1 protein-coding gene and 1 pseudogene are annotated in these 21,888 nt (G+C 42.4%); both read right to left on the bottom strand.

Annotated elements, in window-relative coordinates:
* Window positions 1–63: 63 nt before the first annotated feature.
* Window positions 64–10,413 (bottom strand): annotated as a pseudogene (locus P3L57_RS03690) (SDR family NAD(P)-dependent oxidoreductase); the annotation flags it as partial.
* Window positions 10,414–10,519: 106 nt separating this feature from the next.
* Window positions 10,520–21,535, bottom strand: coding sequence for an SDR family NAD(P)-dependent oxidoreductase (locus P3L57_RS03685; protein ID WP_277617504.1), 11,016 nt, complete (start codon window positions 21,533–21,535; stop codon window positions 10,520–10,522).
* Window positions 21,536–21,888: the final 353 nt, after the last annotated feature.

The following is a 21,888-nucleotide window of genomic DNA, read 5'->3' as shown; positions in this document are numbered from 1 at the left end:
TAAATAATCTATAATCGGTCAAAGGTTCTTCAGTAGTATGTTTAGAATTCATGTGAGATTTAATCACCATAGTGAAGGATCAGCTCCTGTTTCGCCCTGATTTGTACTAATGTATCTCAAACCTGTAATATAACTTAATAGATTTCCATGCTCGTCACAGAAATCAATATCCATCTCTAAAACATCTGTATCGTGAACACCAACCATCTTATTGACACGAACCACTCCCCAGATGTATGAGCCTGACCCAACGATGAACTCCGCTTCCTCCATACTCACTGCTTTTGCTCCATAACAGAAATTACCGCTATATAAATGAAATGCATGCAAACATGAATCGAGTATAGCCGGCTCAAATATTATCGGATTTTTAGCCTCTTCATTTTCATTAGAGATAGAATCACTAAACTTAATTAAAAGTTCATTTGTCTCACCAACAGCAAGCTCTTCAGTTGACCACAGCTCCTCAATATAACGAGTAAACTCTGAGTGAGTGTCTGCAGCATCTGCCATATTAGAAAATACATTATGGGAGTAAATCTCACGCAGAGCATTAAGATCGAGGATCTCAGGTGTAATCATCTCCATGAAAACCGCCTTACCTTCGCTGCATATGTGTCCTTCTCTGTCTATATCATTTTCACCATAAAGCTCCCATTCAACTTCACCATCATTTGCTTCGTACAAAGCAATTTGAATCTGACTGGAATCCTCATTTACAATAACTGGTTTGTTCCACGTAACATCCCTTAATGTAAGTGTAAATTCGTGATTATTCATATAAAGGCTGGAAGCTATACGCGCTACCTCAATATGAGCTCCTTCTAATAAAACCCCATCTCCCTGATTTAAACCTTGCTTGAAGAACTTTTCTCTCCCCGTAAACCAGGAACTAAAACGTTGCCCGTTAATATCAGATATATTCTGATGAAGTAACGGATGTGTTATACCAGTCATATCTGCATTCGAAAGAGGCTGCGATTCTGGTATATCGGTTACCCAATACTCTTCTCTCATAAATGGATAGACAGGCAGGCTGACCCTGCGTGGTTTAGTATTGTGATATAGCTTTTCCCAATCAAGATCAAACCCTTTTACCCAGTAATCCACAAGTTTTCTATACTTTCCTTTCAATCCCCACAATTCGATGACTTTGACTATGTCTTCATCATTCGCAAATATGGCCATATCTCCATTCGAACTCTTTGCATATCCCTGATAAAAGTCTTCTATATCTGTGCGCCCTCCTAGGAATGCAGCCAAATTTCCCTCAAGCTGTTGGATTCCTGATACAAGCATGCCCATTCTATATTCCATGGCCTCTCTCCCTACCTGAAGAGTATAGGCGATGGATGCTAGGTCCTCATCTTTGTAACGGTTTTGTTTTATTTCTGCATGCAGCCTTCGCGCACGTTCTTTCAACTGTTCGCTGCTTTTTGCAGATAAGATAATAACTGCTGTCTCATGCTTTCCTGACGGTATTTTTTGAATACTGTCCTCTGAACGATACTCTTCGATTATTACATGGGCATTGGAACCTCCTGCACCGAAGGCAGAAATTCCGGCTCTTCTCGGATATTCCTTTTCTGCACCGTTTTCCTTTATGATTGGTCTTTTCCATTTCCTTAAATACTGTGGTACCTCAAATGGTGAATTTTCAAAGTCAATATAGGGGTTCAGCGATTTTGAATGGAGAGATGGAGCAATTTCTCCGTGTTTCATTTGCATTAGCACTTTGGTTATTCCTGCAATTCCCGCTGCACTTTCACAATGTCCAATATTGGACTTAGCTGATCCGATTGCACAGAATTGTTTGTCATCCGTATACTCTCTGAATGCCTGAGTCAATCCCGAAATTTCGATTGGATCTCCCAAAGCAGTACCTGTTCCGTGAGCCTCTATATAACTGATTGTTCTAGGATTGATTCCGGCACGCTTCAGTGTTTTTCCAATTGCTTCCCTTTGGGCATTAGGATTTGGTACAGTGTAACCGTTTGTCTTTCCTCCATGATTTAGAGCAGTCTCTTTTATAACTCCGTATATATGGTCTCCATCTTCTACTGCTTTTGAGAGTTTCTTGAGCATTACGGCTCCAATGCCCTCCCCAGGAACATATCCATCTCCGCCTTCGCCAAAACTTAGACATTTTCCATTACTTGAAACGAATTTTCCTTGTGACAGCATTAGATATTTGTTCGGATGAATTGATACATTTACTCCTCCGGCAATCGCCGCTTCACACCCGCCCTGCTGTAGGGCCTGGCATGCCAGATGAATGGATGTCAACGATGAAGAGCACATGGTGTCTACCGCCATACTTGGTCCATGGAAGTTAAAATAATAAGATACACGATTAGCAATTGATGCAGCACTTCCTGATAATGTAATCGGTCTTCCCTGGCTTTGGGCCTGAGCACCATACAGTTGATACTCTTCATACATAACCCCAACATAAACACCTACATCACCCCCAAGTCCGCTGTCTTTATTTTTTCTGAGCATTTCTGGTGTATATCCCGCATCCTCGAGAGTTTCATATACACATTCAAGAAACAGTCTTTCCTGCGGATCCATGGTTTCAGCCTCACGCGGTGAAATGTTAAAGAACAGCGGATCGAAGTGTTTCACTCCGTCGATGAATCCTCCCCATTTACTGTATGTTTTACCGGTCTTGTTTAGGTTCTGATCAAAATAGGGTCGATAATCCCAGCGATCCTTCGGTATTTCAGTAATACAATCCTTCCCATCACGCAGATTATCCCAGTATTCCTGTACATTTTCTGCCATAGGATATTTACCTGATACTCCTACAATTGCAATATCCATTGCCTCTCTAGCACTCTTTTCAGCCTCAGGTTCCTGATGATTCATAAATCTAGTCTTTCTTCTAGTCTGAATCGACTTATCTTTCTTCTCAGGTATACTTATAGTTTCAATCCTCGGAGCCTCAGTTACCTCAATACCAATAAGCCTATTCAGCTGTTCCCTGTATGAGGCTAGAAAATATCCACTTAATTCCCAGAGAGTTTGGTATTCATAGAATAGTGTCTTTGGCAATGTTCCGAATATACTCTCTAATTTGGTGGTCAGTTCCAAGACCAAAATAGAATCAATTCCGTATTTCTCCATAGGGGCATTTGTTTCTATACGGGTTGCTGGTAACTTCAGTACCTCTGATAAAACCTTCTTAAGGTAATTCGCAGTCTTTTCTTTTAAAAATTCCGGCTTAGTTTCAAATCCACTATGCTGTTCCTCTTGTGACGCATTCACTTGAACTGCCGTTATGTATGGCTCCTGTTTATTCATTCCATCAATGATTTTGTCAATGTTACCAGTCAGGCAAAGTACTCTTTCACTGTCTGTTGCCCAGCAATCATAGAATGCCTTGATTCCACTTTCTGTCGGCATGGCGATGAATCCAGTATTTCTTTCCATGATTCTCTCTTTCTCTTCGCCGATTCCCATTCCGCCTTCCTTCCATAACGGCCAATTAACAGACTGTGTTTTCCCTTTTCGCTGTCCCTTGGCAACCAGCTTATTTCTATAACCAGCATAAGCACTCATGAACTCATTGGCTGCCGCATAATCAGACTGTCCTGGATTTCCAAGGCTCCCAGATATAGAAGAAAAAATTATGAAGAAATCCATATCAAGATCTGCGGATGCCTCATCAATGTTGACGATTCCAGATACTTTCGGTTCAAGGACCTCTATGAATTCTTCCTGTGTCTTTTTAATAATGTAATTGTCTTTTATGATTCCGGCACTGTGAATAATTCCATCCAATCCTCCGTCTTGCTTAACAATACTAGATATTAATTCCTCTACCTGCTTGCTATCCGACACATCAACCTGTCGATACTGACTATTCATCCCCATTTTCTGAAGTTCTGTAAGATGCTCTCTAATTCGGTCATTTTCCTGTGAACGTCCCGTTAAAATAAGTGTTCCTCTACCTATTTTCTGTGCAGCCTCTTTCGCAAAAATCAGTCCGAGGCCTCCCGCTCCTCCAGTTATAAGATACGTTCCGCCATCTTTCCATGGCAGCTCTGCTTTTTCAGTTGTTTTCACCTGTTTCCATTCAGCAACATATCTTTTTCGATTTGTATATCGGATATGTTTGTCTTCTGGATTGTTTTTCTCCGACTTTATGATTGAGATAATGTCCGCATTATTTTCTTCTGCATCTATCTCTATAAACTGTGCCGATAATTTCGGATTTTCTTGACAAGCAGTCCTTAACATTCCCACCATTCCACTGTAAAGCTTCCCTTCCTCACTTCCTGGAACGATTATTTGAAGAAGTACACTGCCTCCATCTCGGTCTGCAAGAATATCCTTTATCTCCTTAAATACTTTTCCCGCATAAGTTTTAAAACGTGAATCTTTTTTATCATCACTGCTGTTTAGGCTTATACTGCGAATTAGAGTACTGATGCCTCCAGCCCGATATTGGCGTTCGTCTGGGATATTCTCTCTGTCACAATAAAAAACGATATGACGATTGTATTCATGTGTTTGTCTTGATACCGGCGCTTCTTTCCATTCAATTTCCATAATCTTTGTTTCGATCGGCTTTCCTTCTCCAATGCTTCCATCCAGCATACGTGAAGTGTAGCCTTTTATGCGTGCACATATATTTCCTTCGCCATCACAAAGGTCAATATCGTATTTGATCACCCTGTTATCTCGGCCTTGAACATTTCGAATGATTGCTCGCATTTCTGTATGACAGCGGCTATATACTTCCAACTCATCTATGGCAAATGGCAGGCTGGGCTTTGTTTCTATCTCTGTGTCCCCAGAACTTATAGCAAAACCGATGGATGCCTGAAAGATACCGTCCATGATACTAGGATGAAGCACATACTGTTCCGCAGTGTCCTTAACAGCATCCGGTACTTTTACTTTTGCAAAGACAATTCCTTTACCTATGCGAATTTCCTCGACTCCTCGATGGCCAGGCCCATACTGCATCTGCATTCTTTCAAATGTCTCATAACACTGTGTTGAACTTATTGTTTCCGTGCACTGTGCCTTTATGGAATTCAAATCCAATACAGAAGATTTTGTACCTTCAACCAACACTGCACTCCCCTGGCTATGCACAGTAAATCCTTTCGCTGTATCGTCCGTTTCCGTATATACCTCATAGGCAATCTCGCCGCTGTTCTTTGGATAAAGCCCAATATTCACCTGTACGGGCTGATCTGTAATGGTAATCGGTTTAACCCATCCAACATTTTGCAGTTTTATTCGTTCATAGTCCTTATCTGTACCGCCTGTTGCAAGTTGAACAGCTGCTCTTACCATTTCCAAAAAGGCTACTCCAGGAAGCGTTCGCTTACCTTTGATAATATGGTCAGCCAAGAAGAACTCATTTCCGGTAAAAATAGAACTGTATCTCTGTTCTGATAAATCGGAGGTATTTTGGTGAAGCAATGGATGTATTGAACCAACTTGTACTACACTTAGAGGATTTATTTCTTCCGGATAATCCATCCAATATTCTTCCTTGGCAAACGGATAGGTAGGAAGACTGACTCTTTTTAGCTTCCCATTATCAAACAGCTCTTGACACGACACTTCATAGCCTAGGCAGTAGAATTCAGCCAATGCATACAGACTCTCTCTGTACTTAGTCGGATTTTCCTGATCCTTATAACTTTGGTCGATGAGATCCCTCACAGATTTACGGATAGCACTCTGAGCTGTAAAGTCCCTAGGCACTCTTCCTTTGAACAAATTCGGCTGTTTTTCGTTCCCTTCAGCTTGTCTGAGTACTCGGACCGCATCTTCCGTGTCTTTGATCACAACGGCACAGCGGCAGTCGAAGTGATGTCTTCCTTCCATCAGCGTATAGCTGATTTTTGCCAGGTCCATCGCTCCACTATTTTGAGATTTTTCAAGAAAACCCGCCATCTCATGAATTTTCCCCTGCAAGGCTTCAGGTGTTTTGGCCGATAAAACAAGCAAATAATATGGTTTGTCGTTCTGAGTGTTTTCCTTCTCTCTTACAGTACTTTCTGGCGTATAGCTTTTAAGCACGACATGAGCATTCGTACCGCTCATTCCAAAGGAGCTGACTGCACCAAGTCTGTTTTTCCCTTCTTTATCTGTCCATTTTCGATTTTCTCGATTAATGAAAAACGGACTGTTCTCCCACTGAATATAGTCATTTACCTGTTCACAATTAATGCTCGCCGGAATGGTCTCCTTCTTCAATGCCATCACAAGGCTTATCAGGCTTACGACCCCTGAGGCCGCCAAGGTATGACCGATATTCGGTTTCGCGGACGTTAATGCACAGTAACTTCTTTCCTCTGTATAATCTTTAAATGCCTCCGCCAATGCATTAATCTCGATCGGATCACCGAGTTTCGTCCCCGTTCCATGGGTCACGATATACTCCATATCTTCTGGCTTGATATGAAAACGATCGTACACTTCTTTGATGAGCCGGCTTTGCGAACGTCCGCTTGGCGCTGTAATTCCGTTTGTTTTTCCGTCATAATTAATTCCGCTTCCCACTACGGTTGCGTATACTGGGTTACCATCCGATTCCGCTTTTGACAGCCTTTTTAAAACGATAACGGCCACGGCTTCAGCCGGCACCATTCCGTTTGCACGCTTGTCAAAGGCATAACACTTTCCATCTGCCGACAACATTCCGGCTTGTTCCATGCTGTTATAGTTTTCAGAAGTAATCAACAGATTGGCCCCTGCCACGATGGCAGTATCACATTCTCCGTTTCTGAGACTTTGACAAGCCTGATGAACAGCTACAAGTCCTGACGAGCACGCCGTATTGATGGCCATGTTTGGACCGTCAAGGTTTAGGAAATAAGAAAGTCTGGCGGCAAGCACAGCATTATTATTGGAAGTAACGCCGCTTTTACTTCCAGTCATAAGCCTATAGTCACCGTCTTCTACTCCTACGAAAAAACCTACCTTTTCATCTCCAAATGACTTAGAACCATAGCCGGCATCTTCTAATGCTTTCCAAGATTCCTGAAGGAGCAGCCTCTGTCTAGGGTCCATCGTCTCTGCTTCACGAGGCGATAGTTCAAAGAAAAGAGGGTCAAATTCAGCAATTCCCGGTACCACTCCAAGTTTTCTGTTCACTGATTTGCCAGCCTCAGTGTTTTCATAATCTTGCCACAATCGAACTCGCTCATGCGGGAGCTTACGGATTACTTCCCTGCCTTCGAGTAAAATGGACCATAGTTCCTCTACATTCCTTGCATCCGGAAACCTTCCGCTCATTCCAATGATGGCAATCGGCTCTTTTTCAGTTGAAGCCTTAACTCTCTTTCTAGCATGGTTATACCTTACTCTTTTTCTTTCTTTCACCTGATCCATTTGTACTTCTGTAATAATTTCTTCTGTTACAGCAGAAACCTCTACAGCCTCTTGATAAAAAAACTGCATTTCATCAGAATAACGTTCAAGGAAATACTGACTTAACCTCTCTATCGTCGGATAACCAAAGAAGATATCCGGCGTAATCTCTAATTCATAACGCTCACTTAACACATCGGCAAATTTCGCAAGACCGATAGAGTCGAAGCCGAAGTCGGCTAAGTTCTCATCTGCGTCAAGCTTATCTCTCGAAATTCTAAGAATCTGGCTGATCGCATCCCTTAGTTCCCAAATCACACACTGTTTTATGTTCCAGCCGCTCATTTCAGCTCTTCTGCCTTTTCCGGGAGGTAACGCTGCTCTTTTCACTTCAGTTTTTGCCCTTGTTTCTTCACTTAACCCCAGGAATTTATATACTCTCTCCCGGTTTCCCATCATGACAAGCCACTGAGTATGTTTCTGGCGAAGAATGGCTTCAAAAACTTCCGTTCCTTCTGTTGATTCCAACAATCTTTGTCCGCTGGACTTGAGGTACATCCGGCTGCTTTGCTCATCGGCAAAGCCCATCCCTTCACTCTCCCACAGCGGCCAGTTCACCACAACGGTCTTCCCTTTATGTCGGGTGTTCCGATATGCCCCGTAGCTCATGAGGAATCGGTTTCCGACTGCATAGTCACAGTTTCCGAAATCTCCTATGATCGCTGAGCTTGATGAGAAATAACAGATGAAATCAAGATGCTCTCCCTGTAATGCTTCTTCAAGCGCAAGCGTTCCCTGAACTTTTGGTTCTAAGGTTTTTAAGTATTCCTCGATTTCTTTTTCGAGTATACTTCCTCCACCTTCTATCCCGGCGGCATGGATGACTCCGTCTATATGACCAAAGCGGGCTTTTCCTGCCTGGACAGCTTGTTTCATTTCCTCTGCATGACACACATCGGCACTGTAATACATGACCTCTGCTCCGGCGTTCTGCAGCTGTTCAAGTTTTTCTTTCTTACCCTCAATGCTGCTTCGATTGACAAGAATAAGCTTCGCCTTGTACGCATCAGCGAGCCAGCGGGAGAAAATCATGCCGAGGCCGCCTGCGCCTCCTGTAATGAGGTAGACGCCGCCTTCTTTGAGTACATCTTTTTTTGAGCTTTCTGTCTGAATCGGGGAGATTCTGCTTACCTTTCGGAGACCGTCTTCATACAGAACGCTTTCCGCCTTTTCCGCATGCAGCTCCTTCCACATCGCTTCCGCCCATTCGGCAGCACTTGTCTCTTTAAGATCCGCACAGATGACGTTGACCTTTGAACCCGGCATAACGAGGCCGGCGGACCGCTCGATCCCAATCCAGGATTCCGTATGGCAGCGTTCCAGTCCGTCTCTGTATCCTCCGGCGATCATAACCCTTCCGGTTTTTAATCCCGCTGCCGCCAATCCCTGAAGCATATAGATCATGCCGGACGGATCCGTCACACATTCCGCGTCTTCTGTCGGCCACATATACCATATGGCCTCTGCGTTTCCGGTTTGGGATTTTATTTCCTTCAAGCATTCCGCATAGTCGCTTTTTTCGTTTAAACGAATGGTATACCGATTCTCAGACTCTCTCTTATAGCCTGTCCCGCTGCCGATAAAGACCGGCTTGGCACCGGAACCCAGCTCTTTTAATTTCTCTGTCGCAGCCTGACGGCGGCTTTCATCCGTCAGGAACACAACCACCGTTTTGATGTCCTGTTCCTTCATGGTTAATGCTTCTTCCTGCCATGCCTCTTCAAAGGTCATCATGTCATACTGGTCTGCGGACACCTTCTTCGGTGTCTCGAATACATAGGCAAGCCCGGTAATCACACCAGATGGTGTTCCTGATTCATCATAAAGCGTGATATCAACCTTGTTTTGCCCCGCAGGCTGTAAGCTGACAAGTCCCCAAACCGGATGACCTGCCCCCGCTGGAATCTCCATTTCCTTTACACTGGACAACCTGGCCTGCGAAACGCCGTTTGAGGCGTCTTCATGAACGGCTTCAAGACAGGCCTCCAGCACTCCCGGGATCAATACTTCGGGTTCCTTATACGTTTCGCTTCCTTTATCCGGCTTTTTAAACTTGATTAGAAATTGATGTGCCTCAGGCGATCCGTTGCCTGTCCATACCTCTTCAATATGTCGGCTGATTGTCCGGCGTTTATGATCGATATGAGGGAAACGGGCACGCAATTCCCGAAGGTCGGTCTTTGAAGCTGACGCTCCTTCGCGGAAACCTGCTTTTCCTTCACTGCTTACCTCTGCCTCTTCTTCCAATTCCCCCGTTTGTGAATAGATCTCCCATTCGATCTCGTCTTCTTCCCCTTGATAGAGGGCGATATTCACACTGGCATTTCCGTCTGGCATAATCGGCGTATGCCATTCGACGTCTTTGATCACGACTGAAGCACCGGCAGTATCCACGGACATTCCTGCCGCAACCCTGGCCATCTCAAGATGAGCTGACTCCGGCAGATAAACAGAGCTTTCATTTACGGAATAGAGGAAATCCTCTTTTCCAGTTAATGCAGAAGTGAAACGCTGCCTACTAAGATCAGATGTATTTTCATGAACCAGCGGGTGTATAATACCGAGCTGGTTCGTTGATACTGCAGACGGCTGTTTAATTTCTGAAGGCACCCAGTATTTTTCCTTCGCAAACGGATAGGTCGGAAGGCTAATAAAGTGAGGTCTGACTGCCATTTGATCAAACAGTTTATTCCAATCTATACTAATCCCCTTCGTCCAAAAATCAAGAATCCTTTCATACTTTTTATTTTCGAGCAATTTTTCTATTGCAGTCTGCAGTTCCTCTTCTTTACCAAAAACAGATAAAATATCATCATTTCCATGGGCAGCCCCCTGGAAAAAGTCAATGGTGGCTTCTTCGCCTGCTATATAAGAATAAAGTTTTTCTTCAAGTTCTTTTATAGAAGTTACTAATAAAGCTAAGCGATATTCCATATGTTCACGACCAACTAAGAGCGTATAACTAATATTAGTAAGGTCAGCATCCGTAAACTTCCGTTTATCAATCGTCGTAGCCAAGCGTTGCACCTGGTCGCGGAGTCGGATTTTATCCCTGGCGGATAAGACGATAATTTCAGGTTGTTTTAACATTTCGTCGATTCCCCCCATAATAAGCCCCTTATTTTCCCTTAATATATTCTTCTAATATAACGTGAGCATTAGCTCCCCCAGCACCAAATGAAGAAACGCCAGAAATTCTCGGATATTCTTGACTTGTGCCATTATGTTCAATTACCGGCCTCTTCCAATCAACCAGTTCCTTTTGTACATAAAATGGACTATCTTCAAAATCAATATGAGAATTTAATTCCTCTGCATGTAGGGATGGTGCAATCTGGCCATTTTTCATTTGAAGAACGATTTTCATTAAACCGGCAATTCCTGCTGCACTTTCAAGGTGCCCAATATTGGACTTGGCTGAACCGATAGAACAGAATTGCAAATCTTTTGTATCACTTTGAAATGCCTGTGTAAGACCCGCAATCTCAATGGGATCTCCAAGCTCAGTTCCTGTACCATGAGCTTCCATATAGCTAACTGTACGTGCATTAACTCCTGATTTATCCAATGCATTACGAATAAGTTCGCCCTGCGCGTTTGGATTAGGCACTGTATAACCATTTGTTTTTCCTCCATGGTTAATACTTGTACCTTTGATAACTCCATAAATGTTATCGCCGTCTTCTATTGCTTTAGCAAGAGGTTTTAAAAGGATCGCTCCTGCACCTTCGCCCGGTACAAACCCATTTGCCCCCTTGCCAAAGCTCTTACATTTGCCATCACTTGACAACATTTTCTTTTCACAGAGTAAAATATAAGTTGCTGGGTGAGTATATACATTCACTCCTCCAGCAATGGCTATTTCACAATCGCCCCGTTTAATAGTTTCACAGGCTTCATGGATGGCTGATAATGATGAAGAGCACATTGTATCAATAGGCAGGCTCGGACCGTGCAAATCAAAAATATATGAAATACGGTTTGCAACTGAACTAAACGAAGTGCTGAGATTAATATTCTCACCTTGCTTCCATAAATCTGGACCGTATAACTCAAATCCAGTTTTTGTGATGCCTATAAAAACACCAACATTACCATTGTGATGCTGCTTAATCCTCTCCTTGGTATAGCCTGCATCTTCAAAAGTTTTCCAGCACTCCTGCAAGATCAAGCGTTCCTGTGGGTCCATCGTCATCGCTTCACGTGGCGAGATCTTAAAAAAAAGAGGGTCAAAGTCGGCAAAGCCATCGATAAATCCGCCCCACTTACTATAGCTCTTGCCCTGTTCGATAGCTTTTTTTACATCACTAATATAAAAGCCATCTAAAGACCATCGTTCCTCTGGAATTTCCGTAATGCTGTCTTTACCAGCCCTTAGATTTTCCCAGAACTCATCAAGATCATTCGCCTGCGGTAATCGTGCGCTCATTCCTATTATCGCAATTGGCATAGAATTTGATGTTCCATGTTTGTTCACCTGATTATCTTGATCTAGCAAATTACTTATCCGCCTGTCAGTCCTGCTTCCGTCAAACATTGAATCCGTTTTACGGGTTGAAATACTATTATTTTTATCCCCCTCTTCCACACTCATACTTTGATCTTCATTTAAATTAAAGAGATTCAGAAGGGTATCCTTTTGGTTTCTAATCAAGTAATGTACTAATTCATCAATACTCTTGCATTCAAAGAACAGAGTACTGTATATATTGTTGAAAACTTGATTAAATGTATAAGTTAAATGCTTGACCATAATCGAATCAATACCATACTTTTCAAGGTCTTCTCTTGTATCCAACTGGTGGTACGGGATCTTGAGAGACTGTCCCACTAATTTGGCTATATACTGGGTGCTCTTTTCTAATAACAAGTTTTCAATTTGAGTGCTCTCTCTTCTCTTAGGTTCCTGAATGGGAATAGCCTGTGACTTAGACGGCATACCGTTTGCTACCATTGAATTTTCTTTTGATTTGTCGCCTCTCATATAAAGGAGCTGACATTCAGGTAAAGACATAATAAAGTCCAAATCCTCCATAGCTTTTTTAGGATTAATCGGACTCATTCCAGACATAGAAATTCTGATCTTAAACGCTTCAGAAAGTGACTCGCCAATACCGATGTCTCCCCAATATCCCCAATTAATTGTTTTAACTTTACATGACCATTCTTTTGATAGTCTTTGAACAAATCCATCCTCAAATGTACAACCTGTAGAATACCCGCTTTGTCCGCCTAGTTTATTAAAGGAGGCAACAGATGAAAAATAGACAACAAAATCAAGAGATTCATTCGCAAAAACTTTTGCCATATATACGCTGGCATTTATCTTTATTCCTATGATTTTTTTATAAGTGTCTACGTCCAATTCAGATATACTTCTGTCAAGCAAGCCAATAGCTGAATGAACAAGGCCGTTAACATGTGGATATATTTTTTTAATTTGTTTGTATGCTCTTTCCAGTGACTCTACATCAGTAGCGTCTGCTGAAATGTAGCGCGGTGCCGGACCAAAAGCACTGAGTCTTTCAATTTTTTTATCGATTTCGGTATTCCTCATTCTTCGACCAATCCAGATGATATTCGCCTTATAATGACGAATCATGTACTCACTCCAGGTTTCTCCGATACCTCCGGCTCCGCCGATAACAACATAGACTCCGCCTTCTCGATAAACACTTTGTACCGAGGAGTTCTTCCTGCTGTAGCTAACAAGCTGCATTTTGTACCAGCTGTTCTTTCTATATGCAACTGCGTTTCCTTCTTTATCTACAGGTATATGTAACATTGTATTTACAGGCCAGTGCACTGGATTTTCTAAATCAACAAGACGAATGTTCCATTGAGGAAATTCTTTAGCTACAGAACCAACTATCCCATTAATCCCAGCATGCACAGGATTTACAATGTCATCATCCAATACAGCCTGACTGTTAGAGGTAATAACAGTTAAATCAAATTCTTTATTATGATATTCAAGCTGAAGAAGGGCCTTTATCATTTTAAATAAGAAAATTACTCCATATTCTTGAGAGTCAACGACCTCTTGACTAACTACTGAATATATTTCGCTGGCAGGCACTATCCACACAAGGTGGTCAATTTCACCGTTTTTCTTCAGTTTTCCAGCAATTTTATCGATGCTCCACTCTTTATCCTGAGTATTCCATACGGACGCATTTGGATATTCCCTTAATAACTCAGTTCTTCCTTCACTGAAATCACCGGCAATCAGCATATGGTTTACTGTTTTTTGTTTATTTGCTAATACAATTCGCTTCCATACAGGAATCATTGTAATGTTTTCTTCTGTAATTTCATTGACTCTATCTTTAATGGTAATAGATTGATTATTTCCTTGCAGACTATCGCTGGATCCATTCCCTTTCTCTAAGATGTTGATTTGATATTCTTCTGATAATTGATAGGAGTAATCTGTTAATTTTATAATGATATCTCCTTCATGATTACATAAAGTAATATTCACTTGTTGAAATAAAGCCTGTGTAGAATCAAGTATTCCTTCATCATTTAAGGTTACATAAGCCCACATTTTTTCGGTGCAGGCATTTATGACTTCTAATTCTCCAAGAGCCATACTTAAAGGTTTTTTAACTGAAATGATTTCATCCTTTTGATTCTGCTTGAGCGTTAGCCCCATTACCGATTGTAAAGCCGCCTCAAGCATACTTGGATGAAGCATAAAGGAACCTTTGCTGTCATTTACGCAACTTGGCAATTCCAATTCAGCTAATACACTTTTCTGTCCAATATAAAGTTTCTTTAGTGCATTAAATCCCGCGCCATTTTTGATCCCTGCTACATGTAAAACTCGATTCCATTTATTCGAGCTTACATAGTTTGAATTACATTTATCTTTTATTGCTCTTATATCTATTAAACCAGATCTGTCAGGCTGTACAAATTTTCCTGTACCTCGACAATGTACAACCGGATTACTTTCACTTTTACTATAGATTTCATAAATAATCGGTCCATCGGCTTCTGGATATAACCCGGTAAACAGTTCCAACTGTTGCAATTCATCTGATATAGGGTTCATCCACTCTATATTTTGGATTAAGATCCCATTAGTTTCTGCGACAATCTCCCTGCCTGCATCAGCAAATGCCATTCTCGCCATTTCCAGGTAAATTGAATCAGGTAATAAGCGCTGCCCTTTAACAGTAAAATCTCTTATAAAAAACTCATGACCTGTAAAACCAGTACGGTAACGTTGTCCTAATAAGGATGAGACATTTTGATGCAGGAACGGGTGAATAATTCCTGTGTCACGCTTGCTGTAAGGTTGAAAAACCTCCGCCTTTTCTATCCAGTGACTCTGCTTCGCAAAAGGATATGAAGGAAGATTGACTTTGTTAAACTTTACATCGCCAAAAAGATCTGTAGATACTTCATAACCTAGACAATAAAACTCGGCCAACGCACACAGATTTTCTTTATACTTATTCGGATTTTCTTCCATATAATTTTGCTTTATGATATCCTTCATCGCTTTCCTAAGTACTGCCCGGGCTGTAAAGTCTCTTGAGACTGTCCTTTTAAACAAATTCGGCAGTTTTTCGTTCCCTTCAGCTTGTCTGAGTACTCGGACCGCATCTTCCGTGTCTTTGATCACAACCGCACAGCGGCAGTCGAAGTGATGTCTTCCTTCCATCAGCGTATAGCTGATTTTTGCCAGGTCCATCGCTCCACTATTTTGAGATTTTTCAAGAAAACCCGCCATCTCATGAATTTTCCCCTGCAAGGCTTCAGGTGTTTTGGCCGATAAAACAAGCAAATAATATGGTTTGTCGTTCTGAGTGTTTTCCTTCTCTCTTACAGTACTTTCTGGCGTATAGCTTTTAAGCACGACATGAGCATTCGTACCGCTCATTCCAAAGGAGCTGACTGCACCAAGTCTGTTTTTCCCTTCTTTATCTGTCCATTTTCGATTTTCTCGATTAATGAAAAACGGACTGTTCTCCCACTGAATATAGTCATTTACCTGTTCACAATTAATGCTCGCCGGAATGGTCTCCTTCTTCAATGCCATCACAAGGCTTATCAGGCTTACGACCCCTGAGGCCGCCAAGGTATGACCGATATTCGGTTTCGCGGACGTTAATGCACAGTAACTTCTTTCCTCTGTATAATCTTTAAATGCCTCCGCCAATGCATTAATCTCGATCGGATCACCGAGTTTCGTCCCCGTTCCATGGGTCACGATATACTCCATATCTTCTGGCTTGATATGAAAACGATCGTACACTTCTTTGATGAGCCGGCTTTGCGAACGTCCGCTTGGCGCTGTAATTCCGTTTGTTTTTCCGTCATAATTAATTCCGCTTCCCACTACGGTTGCGTATACTGGGTTACCGTCGGATTCCGCTTTTGACAGCCTTTTTAAAACGATAACGGCCACGGCTTCAGCCGGCACCATTCCGTTTGCACGCTTGTCAAAGGCATAACACTTTCCGTCTGCCGACAACATGCCCGCCTTATTCATCCCGTTATAACTATCAGGAGTAATCAATAGATTGGCCCCTGCCACGATGGCAGTATCACATTCTCCGTTTCTGAGACTTTGGCAAGCCTGATGAACAGCTACAAGTCCTGACGAGCACGCCGTATTGATGGCCATGTTTGGGCCATCAAGGTTTAAGAAATAAGAAAGTCGCGCCGCCAGAATGGCATTATGGTTTGAGGTAATCCCGGCCTCTTCGTCAACTAACAGTTTGTAATCCCCGTCCTCGATTCCAACAAACATTCCTATTTTTTCGTCTTCAAATGACTTGGAACCATAGCCGGCATCCTCCAATGCCTTCCATGTTTCCTGAAGCAGCAGTCTCTGTCTGGGATCTATGTTTGCTGCTTCACGAGGCGATAGTTCAAAGAAAAGAGGGTCAAATTCAGCAATCCCCGGTACCACTCCAAGTTTTCTGTTCACTGATTTGCCAGCCTCAGTGTTTTCATAACCTTGCCACAATCGAACTCGCTCATGCGGGAGCTTACGGATTACTTCCCTGCCTTCGAGTAAAATGGACCAAAATTCCTCTATATTCCTTGCATCTGGGAACCTTCCGCTCATTCCGATGATGGCAATGGACTGCTCATTTTCTTTTATTTTCGTATTCTTTCTGCCAGCACGCTTCCGTCTGATCTTTTTCCCCTTATTCTCCAAATCCTGTTCTGCTGCTGAAGCACCCTCTTCTAATGCCATAGAAACTTCCTGCACGCTATCCTGATAAAATCTACTCAGTTGATCAGGGTAGCGATCAAGTAAATATTTATTTAAGCTATCAATGGTTGGATAACTAAAGAAGATATCTGGTGTAATCGGCAGCTCATAACGTTCGCTTAACACTTCTGCAAATTCGCCAAGACTGACTGAATCAAAACCGAAGTCAGCTAAGTTTTCGTCTGTACAAAGCTTTTCTCCTGGAATTCTAAGTATTCGACTTATCACGTTCTTTAATTCCCAAAGCAGGGACTCTTCTAGACTCCGGAGGCTTCTACCTGTTTCTTTTTCACAGTCAAAGCTCTCTAGTGACATCATTTCCCTCACATGAATTGCTTTTTCCTTTTCTTCTTTATGTCTAGCAACAGGCATAAATCTATTCGCATCTTTCTGATAAAATGCCTGCATTTCATCAGAATAACGTTCAAGGAAATACTGGCTTAACCTCTCTATCGTCGGATAACTAAAAAAGATATCTGGCGTAATATTCAACTTATAATTGCTGGTTAATACATCTGCATATTCACCAAGACTCACTGAGTCGAAACCTAAATCTGACAAGGTTTCATCTGCGTCAAGCTTATCTTTCGAAATTCTAAGAATCTGGCTGATCGCATCCTTTAGTTCCCAAATCACACACTGTTTTATGTTCCAGCCGCTCATTTCAGCTCTTCTGCCTTTTCCGGGAGGTAACGCTGCTCTTTTCACTTCAGTTTTTGCCCTTGTTTCTTCACTTAACCCAAGGAATTTATATACTCTCTCCCGGTTTCCCGTCATGACAAGCCACTGAGTATGTTTCTGGCGAAGAATGGCTTCAAAAACTTCCGTTCCTTCTGTTGATTCCAACAATCTTTGTCCGCTGGACTTGAGGTACATCCGGCTGCTTTGCTCATCGGCAAAGCCCATCCCTTCACTCTCCCACAGCGGCCAGTTCACCACAACGGTCTTCCCTTTATGTCGGGTGTTCCGATATGCCCCGTAGCTCATGAGGAATCGGTTTCCGACTGCATAGTCACAGTTTCCGAAATCTCCTATGATCGCTGAGCTTGATGAGAAATAACAGATGAAATCAAGATGCTCTCCCTGTAATGCTTCTTCAAGCGCAAGCGTTCCCTGAACTTTTGGTTCTAAGGTTTTTAAGTATTCCTCGATTTCTTTTTCGAGTATACTTCCTCCACCTTCTATCCCGGCGGCATGGATGACTCCGTCTATATGACCAAAGCGGGCTTTTCCTGCCTGGACAGCTTGTTTCATTTCCTCTGCATGACACACATCGGCACTGTAATACATGACCTCTGCTCCGGCGTTCTGCAGCTGTTCAAGTTTTTCTTTCTTACCCTCAATGCTGCTTCGATTGACAAGAATAAGCTTCGCCTTGTACGCATCAGCGAGCCAGCGGGAGAAAATCATGCCGAGGCCGCCTGCGCCTCCTGTAATGAGGTAGACGCCGCCTTCTTTGAGTACATCTTTTTTTGAGCTTTCTGTCTGAATCGGGGAGATTCTGCTTACCTTTCGGAGACCGTCTTCATACAGAACGCTTTCCGCCTTTTCCGCATGCAGCTCCTTCCACATCGCTTCCGCCCATTCGGCAGCACTTGTCTCTTTAAGATCCGCACAGATGACGTTGACCTTTGAACCCGGCATAACGAGGCCGGCGGACCGCTCGATCCCAATCCAGGATTCCGTATGGCAGCGTTCCAGTCCGTCTCTGTATCCTCCGGCGATCATAACCCTTCCGGTTTTTAATCCCGCTGCCGCCAATCCCTGAAGCATATAGATCATGCCGGACGGATCCGTCACACATTCCGCGTCTTCTGTCGGCCACATATACCATATGGCCTCTGCGTTTCCGGTTTGGGATTTTATTTCCTTCAAGCATTCCGCATAGTCGCTTTTTTCGTTTAAACGAATGGTATACCGATTCTCAGACTCTCTCTTATAGCCTGTCCCGCTGCCGATAAAGACCGGCTTGGCACCGGAACCCAGCTCTTTTAATTTCTCTGTCACAGCCTGACAGCGGCTTTCATCCGTCAGGAACACAACCACCGTTTTGATGTCCTGTTCCTTCATGGTTAATGCTTCTTCCTGCCATGCCTCTTCAAAGGTCATCATGTCATACTGGTCTGCGGACACCTTCTTCGGTGTCTCGAATACATAGGCAAGCCCAGTAATCACACCAGATGGTGTTCCTGATTCATCATAAAGCGTGATATCAACCTTGTTTTGCCCCGCAGGCTGTAAGCTGACAAGTCCCCAAACCGGATGACCTGCCCCCGCTGGAATCTCCATTTCCTTTACACTGGACAACCTGGCCTGCGAAACGCCGTTTGAGGCGTCTTCATGAACGGCTTCAAGACAGGCCTCCAGCACTCCTGGGATCAATACTTCGGGTTCCTTATACGTTCCGCTGCCTTTATCCGGCTTTTTAAACTTGATCAGAAATTGATGTGCCTCAGGCGATCCGTTGCCTGTCCACACCTCTTCAATATGTCGGCTGGTTGTCCGGCGTTTATGATCGATATGAGGGAAACGGGCACGCAATTCCTGCAGGTCGGTCTTTGAAGCTGACGCTCCTTCGCGGAAACCTGCTTTTCCTTCACTGCTTACCTCTGCCTCTTCTTCCAATTCCCCCGTTTGTGAATAGATCTCCCATTCGATCTCGTCTTCTTCCCCTTGATAGAGGGCGATATTCACACTGGCATTTTCGTCTGGCATAATCGGCGTATGCCATTCGACATCTTTGATCACGACTGAAGCACCGGCAGTATCCACGGACATTCCTGCCGCAACCCTGGCCATCTCAAGATGAGCTGACTCCGGCAGATAAACAGAGCTTTCATTTACGGAATAGAGGAAATCCTCTTTTCCAGTTAATGCAGAAGTGAAACGCTGCCTACTAAGATCAGATGTATTTTCATGGACCAGCGGGTGTATGTTACTTTGCTGCTGCTTCGATTCAATATCTTTGAAGTTTTCAATATGATTAGTCCCCTCTGCCAAAACTTTTACTGGAGGCATCCAGCAACTTTCTCTAGCAAAAGGATATGTAGGCAGACTTATTCTCCGACCTGCAGTATAAAAAACTTTTTCCCATTCAAAATCGTATCCTGCCACATAAAATTCCGCCAAATGAATGAGCTGTTTTTTATATTTTACTGTGTGACGATTTTTTATTTCTTTTATAGCTTCTGCCGCTTTTCTAATTTTTTTTGACAAGGAATTCCAATCTTCATTACCAAGCATATTCCTTCTGATACATTCATCTCTTTCTTGATTTTCCAGCACTGCTGCAAGCTTTTCTCGCAAATCTGTTACACCATCTGCGATGACAGCGATTCTCTTTTGAAAAAGCTCTCGTCCAAAAAGCAAAGTAGCACTTACATCCGCAATTTCAACCTGATCACTATTTTTTTTAAGCCAATTTTTCAAATCCATTACTTTTTGTTTTAAGGATTCGTCAGTTTTCGCTGATAAACCAAAAAAATAATGAGATTTTGAACGTTTTTTTGTCTTCTTGACCACTCGATGTTCTTCTAAAATTACATGGCCATTCGTTCCGCCAAATCCAAATGAACTCACTCCCGCTCTACGCGGAATAACCTCTTCTCCATCTTTTAAAGACTCCCACTCTTTCAATTGATCAACAATGGAAAAAGGACTATTATCAATGGAAATCTTCGGATTGATCTGATGATAACCCAAATTCCCTGGCAGCTTACCGTATTTCATTGCCATCAGCACTTTAATGACGCCTGCAATTCCAGCTGCAGATTCCAAATGTCCGATATTAGTCTTAACTGATCCTAAGCCGCATTGAGCTTTTGTCTTGTCCTTTTCTTTTAAAAGAACTTGAGAAGCTCTCATAAGCCCTTCAAATTCTATCGGGTCACCTTTTGGTGTTCCTGTTCCGTGCGCCTCGATATAATTAATGCTATCAAAAGAAACATTCGCTCTGTTTACAGCCTGAATGATGACATCCGCCTGAGCATCAGGATTCGGATACGTCAATGTGAATGTTTTCCCCCCATGATTGATGGCGGATCCCTTGATAATTCCATGGATCGGATCTCCGTCAGCAAGAGCTTTATGAAAGGGCTTTATTAAAACTATGCCCGCACCCTCACCACGTACATACCCATCTGCACCTTGGTCAAAAGCCTTACACGAACCCGAAGGAGATAACATCCCCATTTGGGAAAATGCAATTTGTCTAGAGGGTGAAAGTAATATGCTGACTCCTCCAGCTAAAGCCATCTCACAATCTCCGTTCATAATTGATTGACATGCTGTATGTAATGCAGTGATAGATCCAGAACATGCATTATCAATTTCAAGGCTTGGACCTTTTAAATTATAATAATAGGAAATACGATTGGGAATAATTGCCGAAGAAGTGCCCGTTGAATGATGCGGGACAATCCTTTCCTGACTTCTTTCAATTAGCTCTTTATAATCAAAATTAAATGCACCGAGGAAAACCCCGATTTTATCTCCTGATACATTAGATGGGCGGATTCCTGCATCTTCAAAACATGACCATGTGAGTTCTAGCATCATTCTTTGTTGAGGATCCATGGCATCTGCTTCTCTGTTAGATAGTCCAAAAAATCTCACATCGAAAGTATTAACATTGTCTATAAATCCTCCCCATTTACTTACACTATTACTTTTATACTCCCCTTCAATAGTTCGAAATTCTTTCCAACTCCATCTATCTTTCGGAATTTCTTTAATACTCAAACGTCCATTTTTAAGATTATCCCAGTACTCCTCATAATTCTCTGCTTCCGGAAAACGACATGCAATTCCTACAATAGCCATATCTGATGTCTTCGCGTTATAGCCGGTTGTGGTTGACAAATTCCTTTTGCCCTTTGACATGTCTTGGTTATTCATATATATCCCCCCATAAAAATAGTGGATGAACTTATAATTAAATTTAAATTAAAGTGTAAAACTTATACTAATCTTCAGAAAAAAAGAAATATATTAAGAGATGAATCAACAAAATAGAGTATCAAGGATTGTTAAATAAATAGTTGAGCAGTGTCAATTTGAAGGATTCAGACATACTAGTATATGAGAATAACATTCGGTCAAACGAAGTATTGGTATAGAGTATAACTTTTAACTGCATCAAAAAAGCTTTATTTACATCATAAATCCTTATAAAACCCTTTGGTGAAATGTGGTTTATACGGTATGAACTATTCCAAAAATAAAGTTCCTATTACTGACTTATATCCTGA

This window comes from Bacillus sp. B28, from assembly GCF_029536185.1.
In the GTDB taxonomy this organism is placed as follows: Bacteria; Bacillota; Bacilli; order Bacillales; family Bacillaceae; genus Bacillus; species Bacillus halotolerans.
This window is presented reverse-complemented; position numbering and strand designations above follow the sequence as displayed.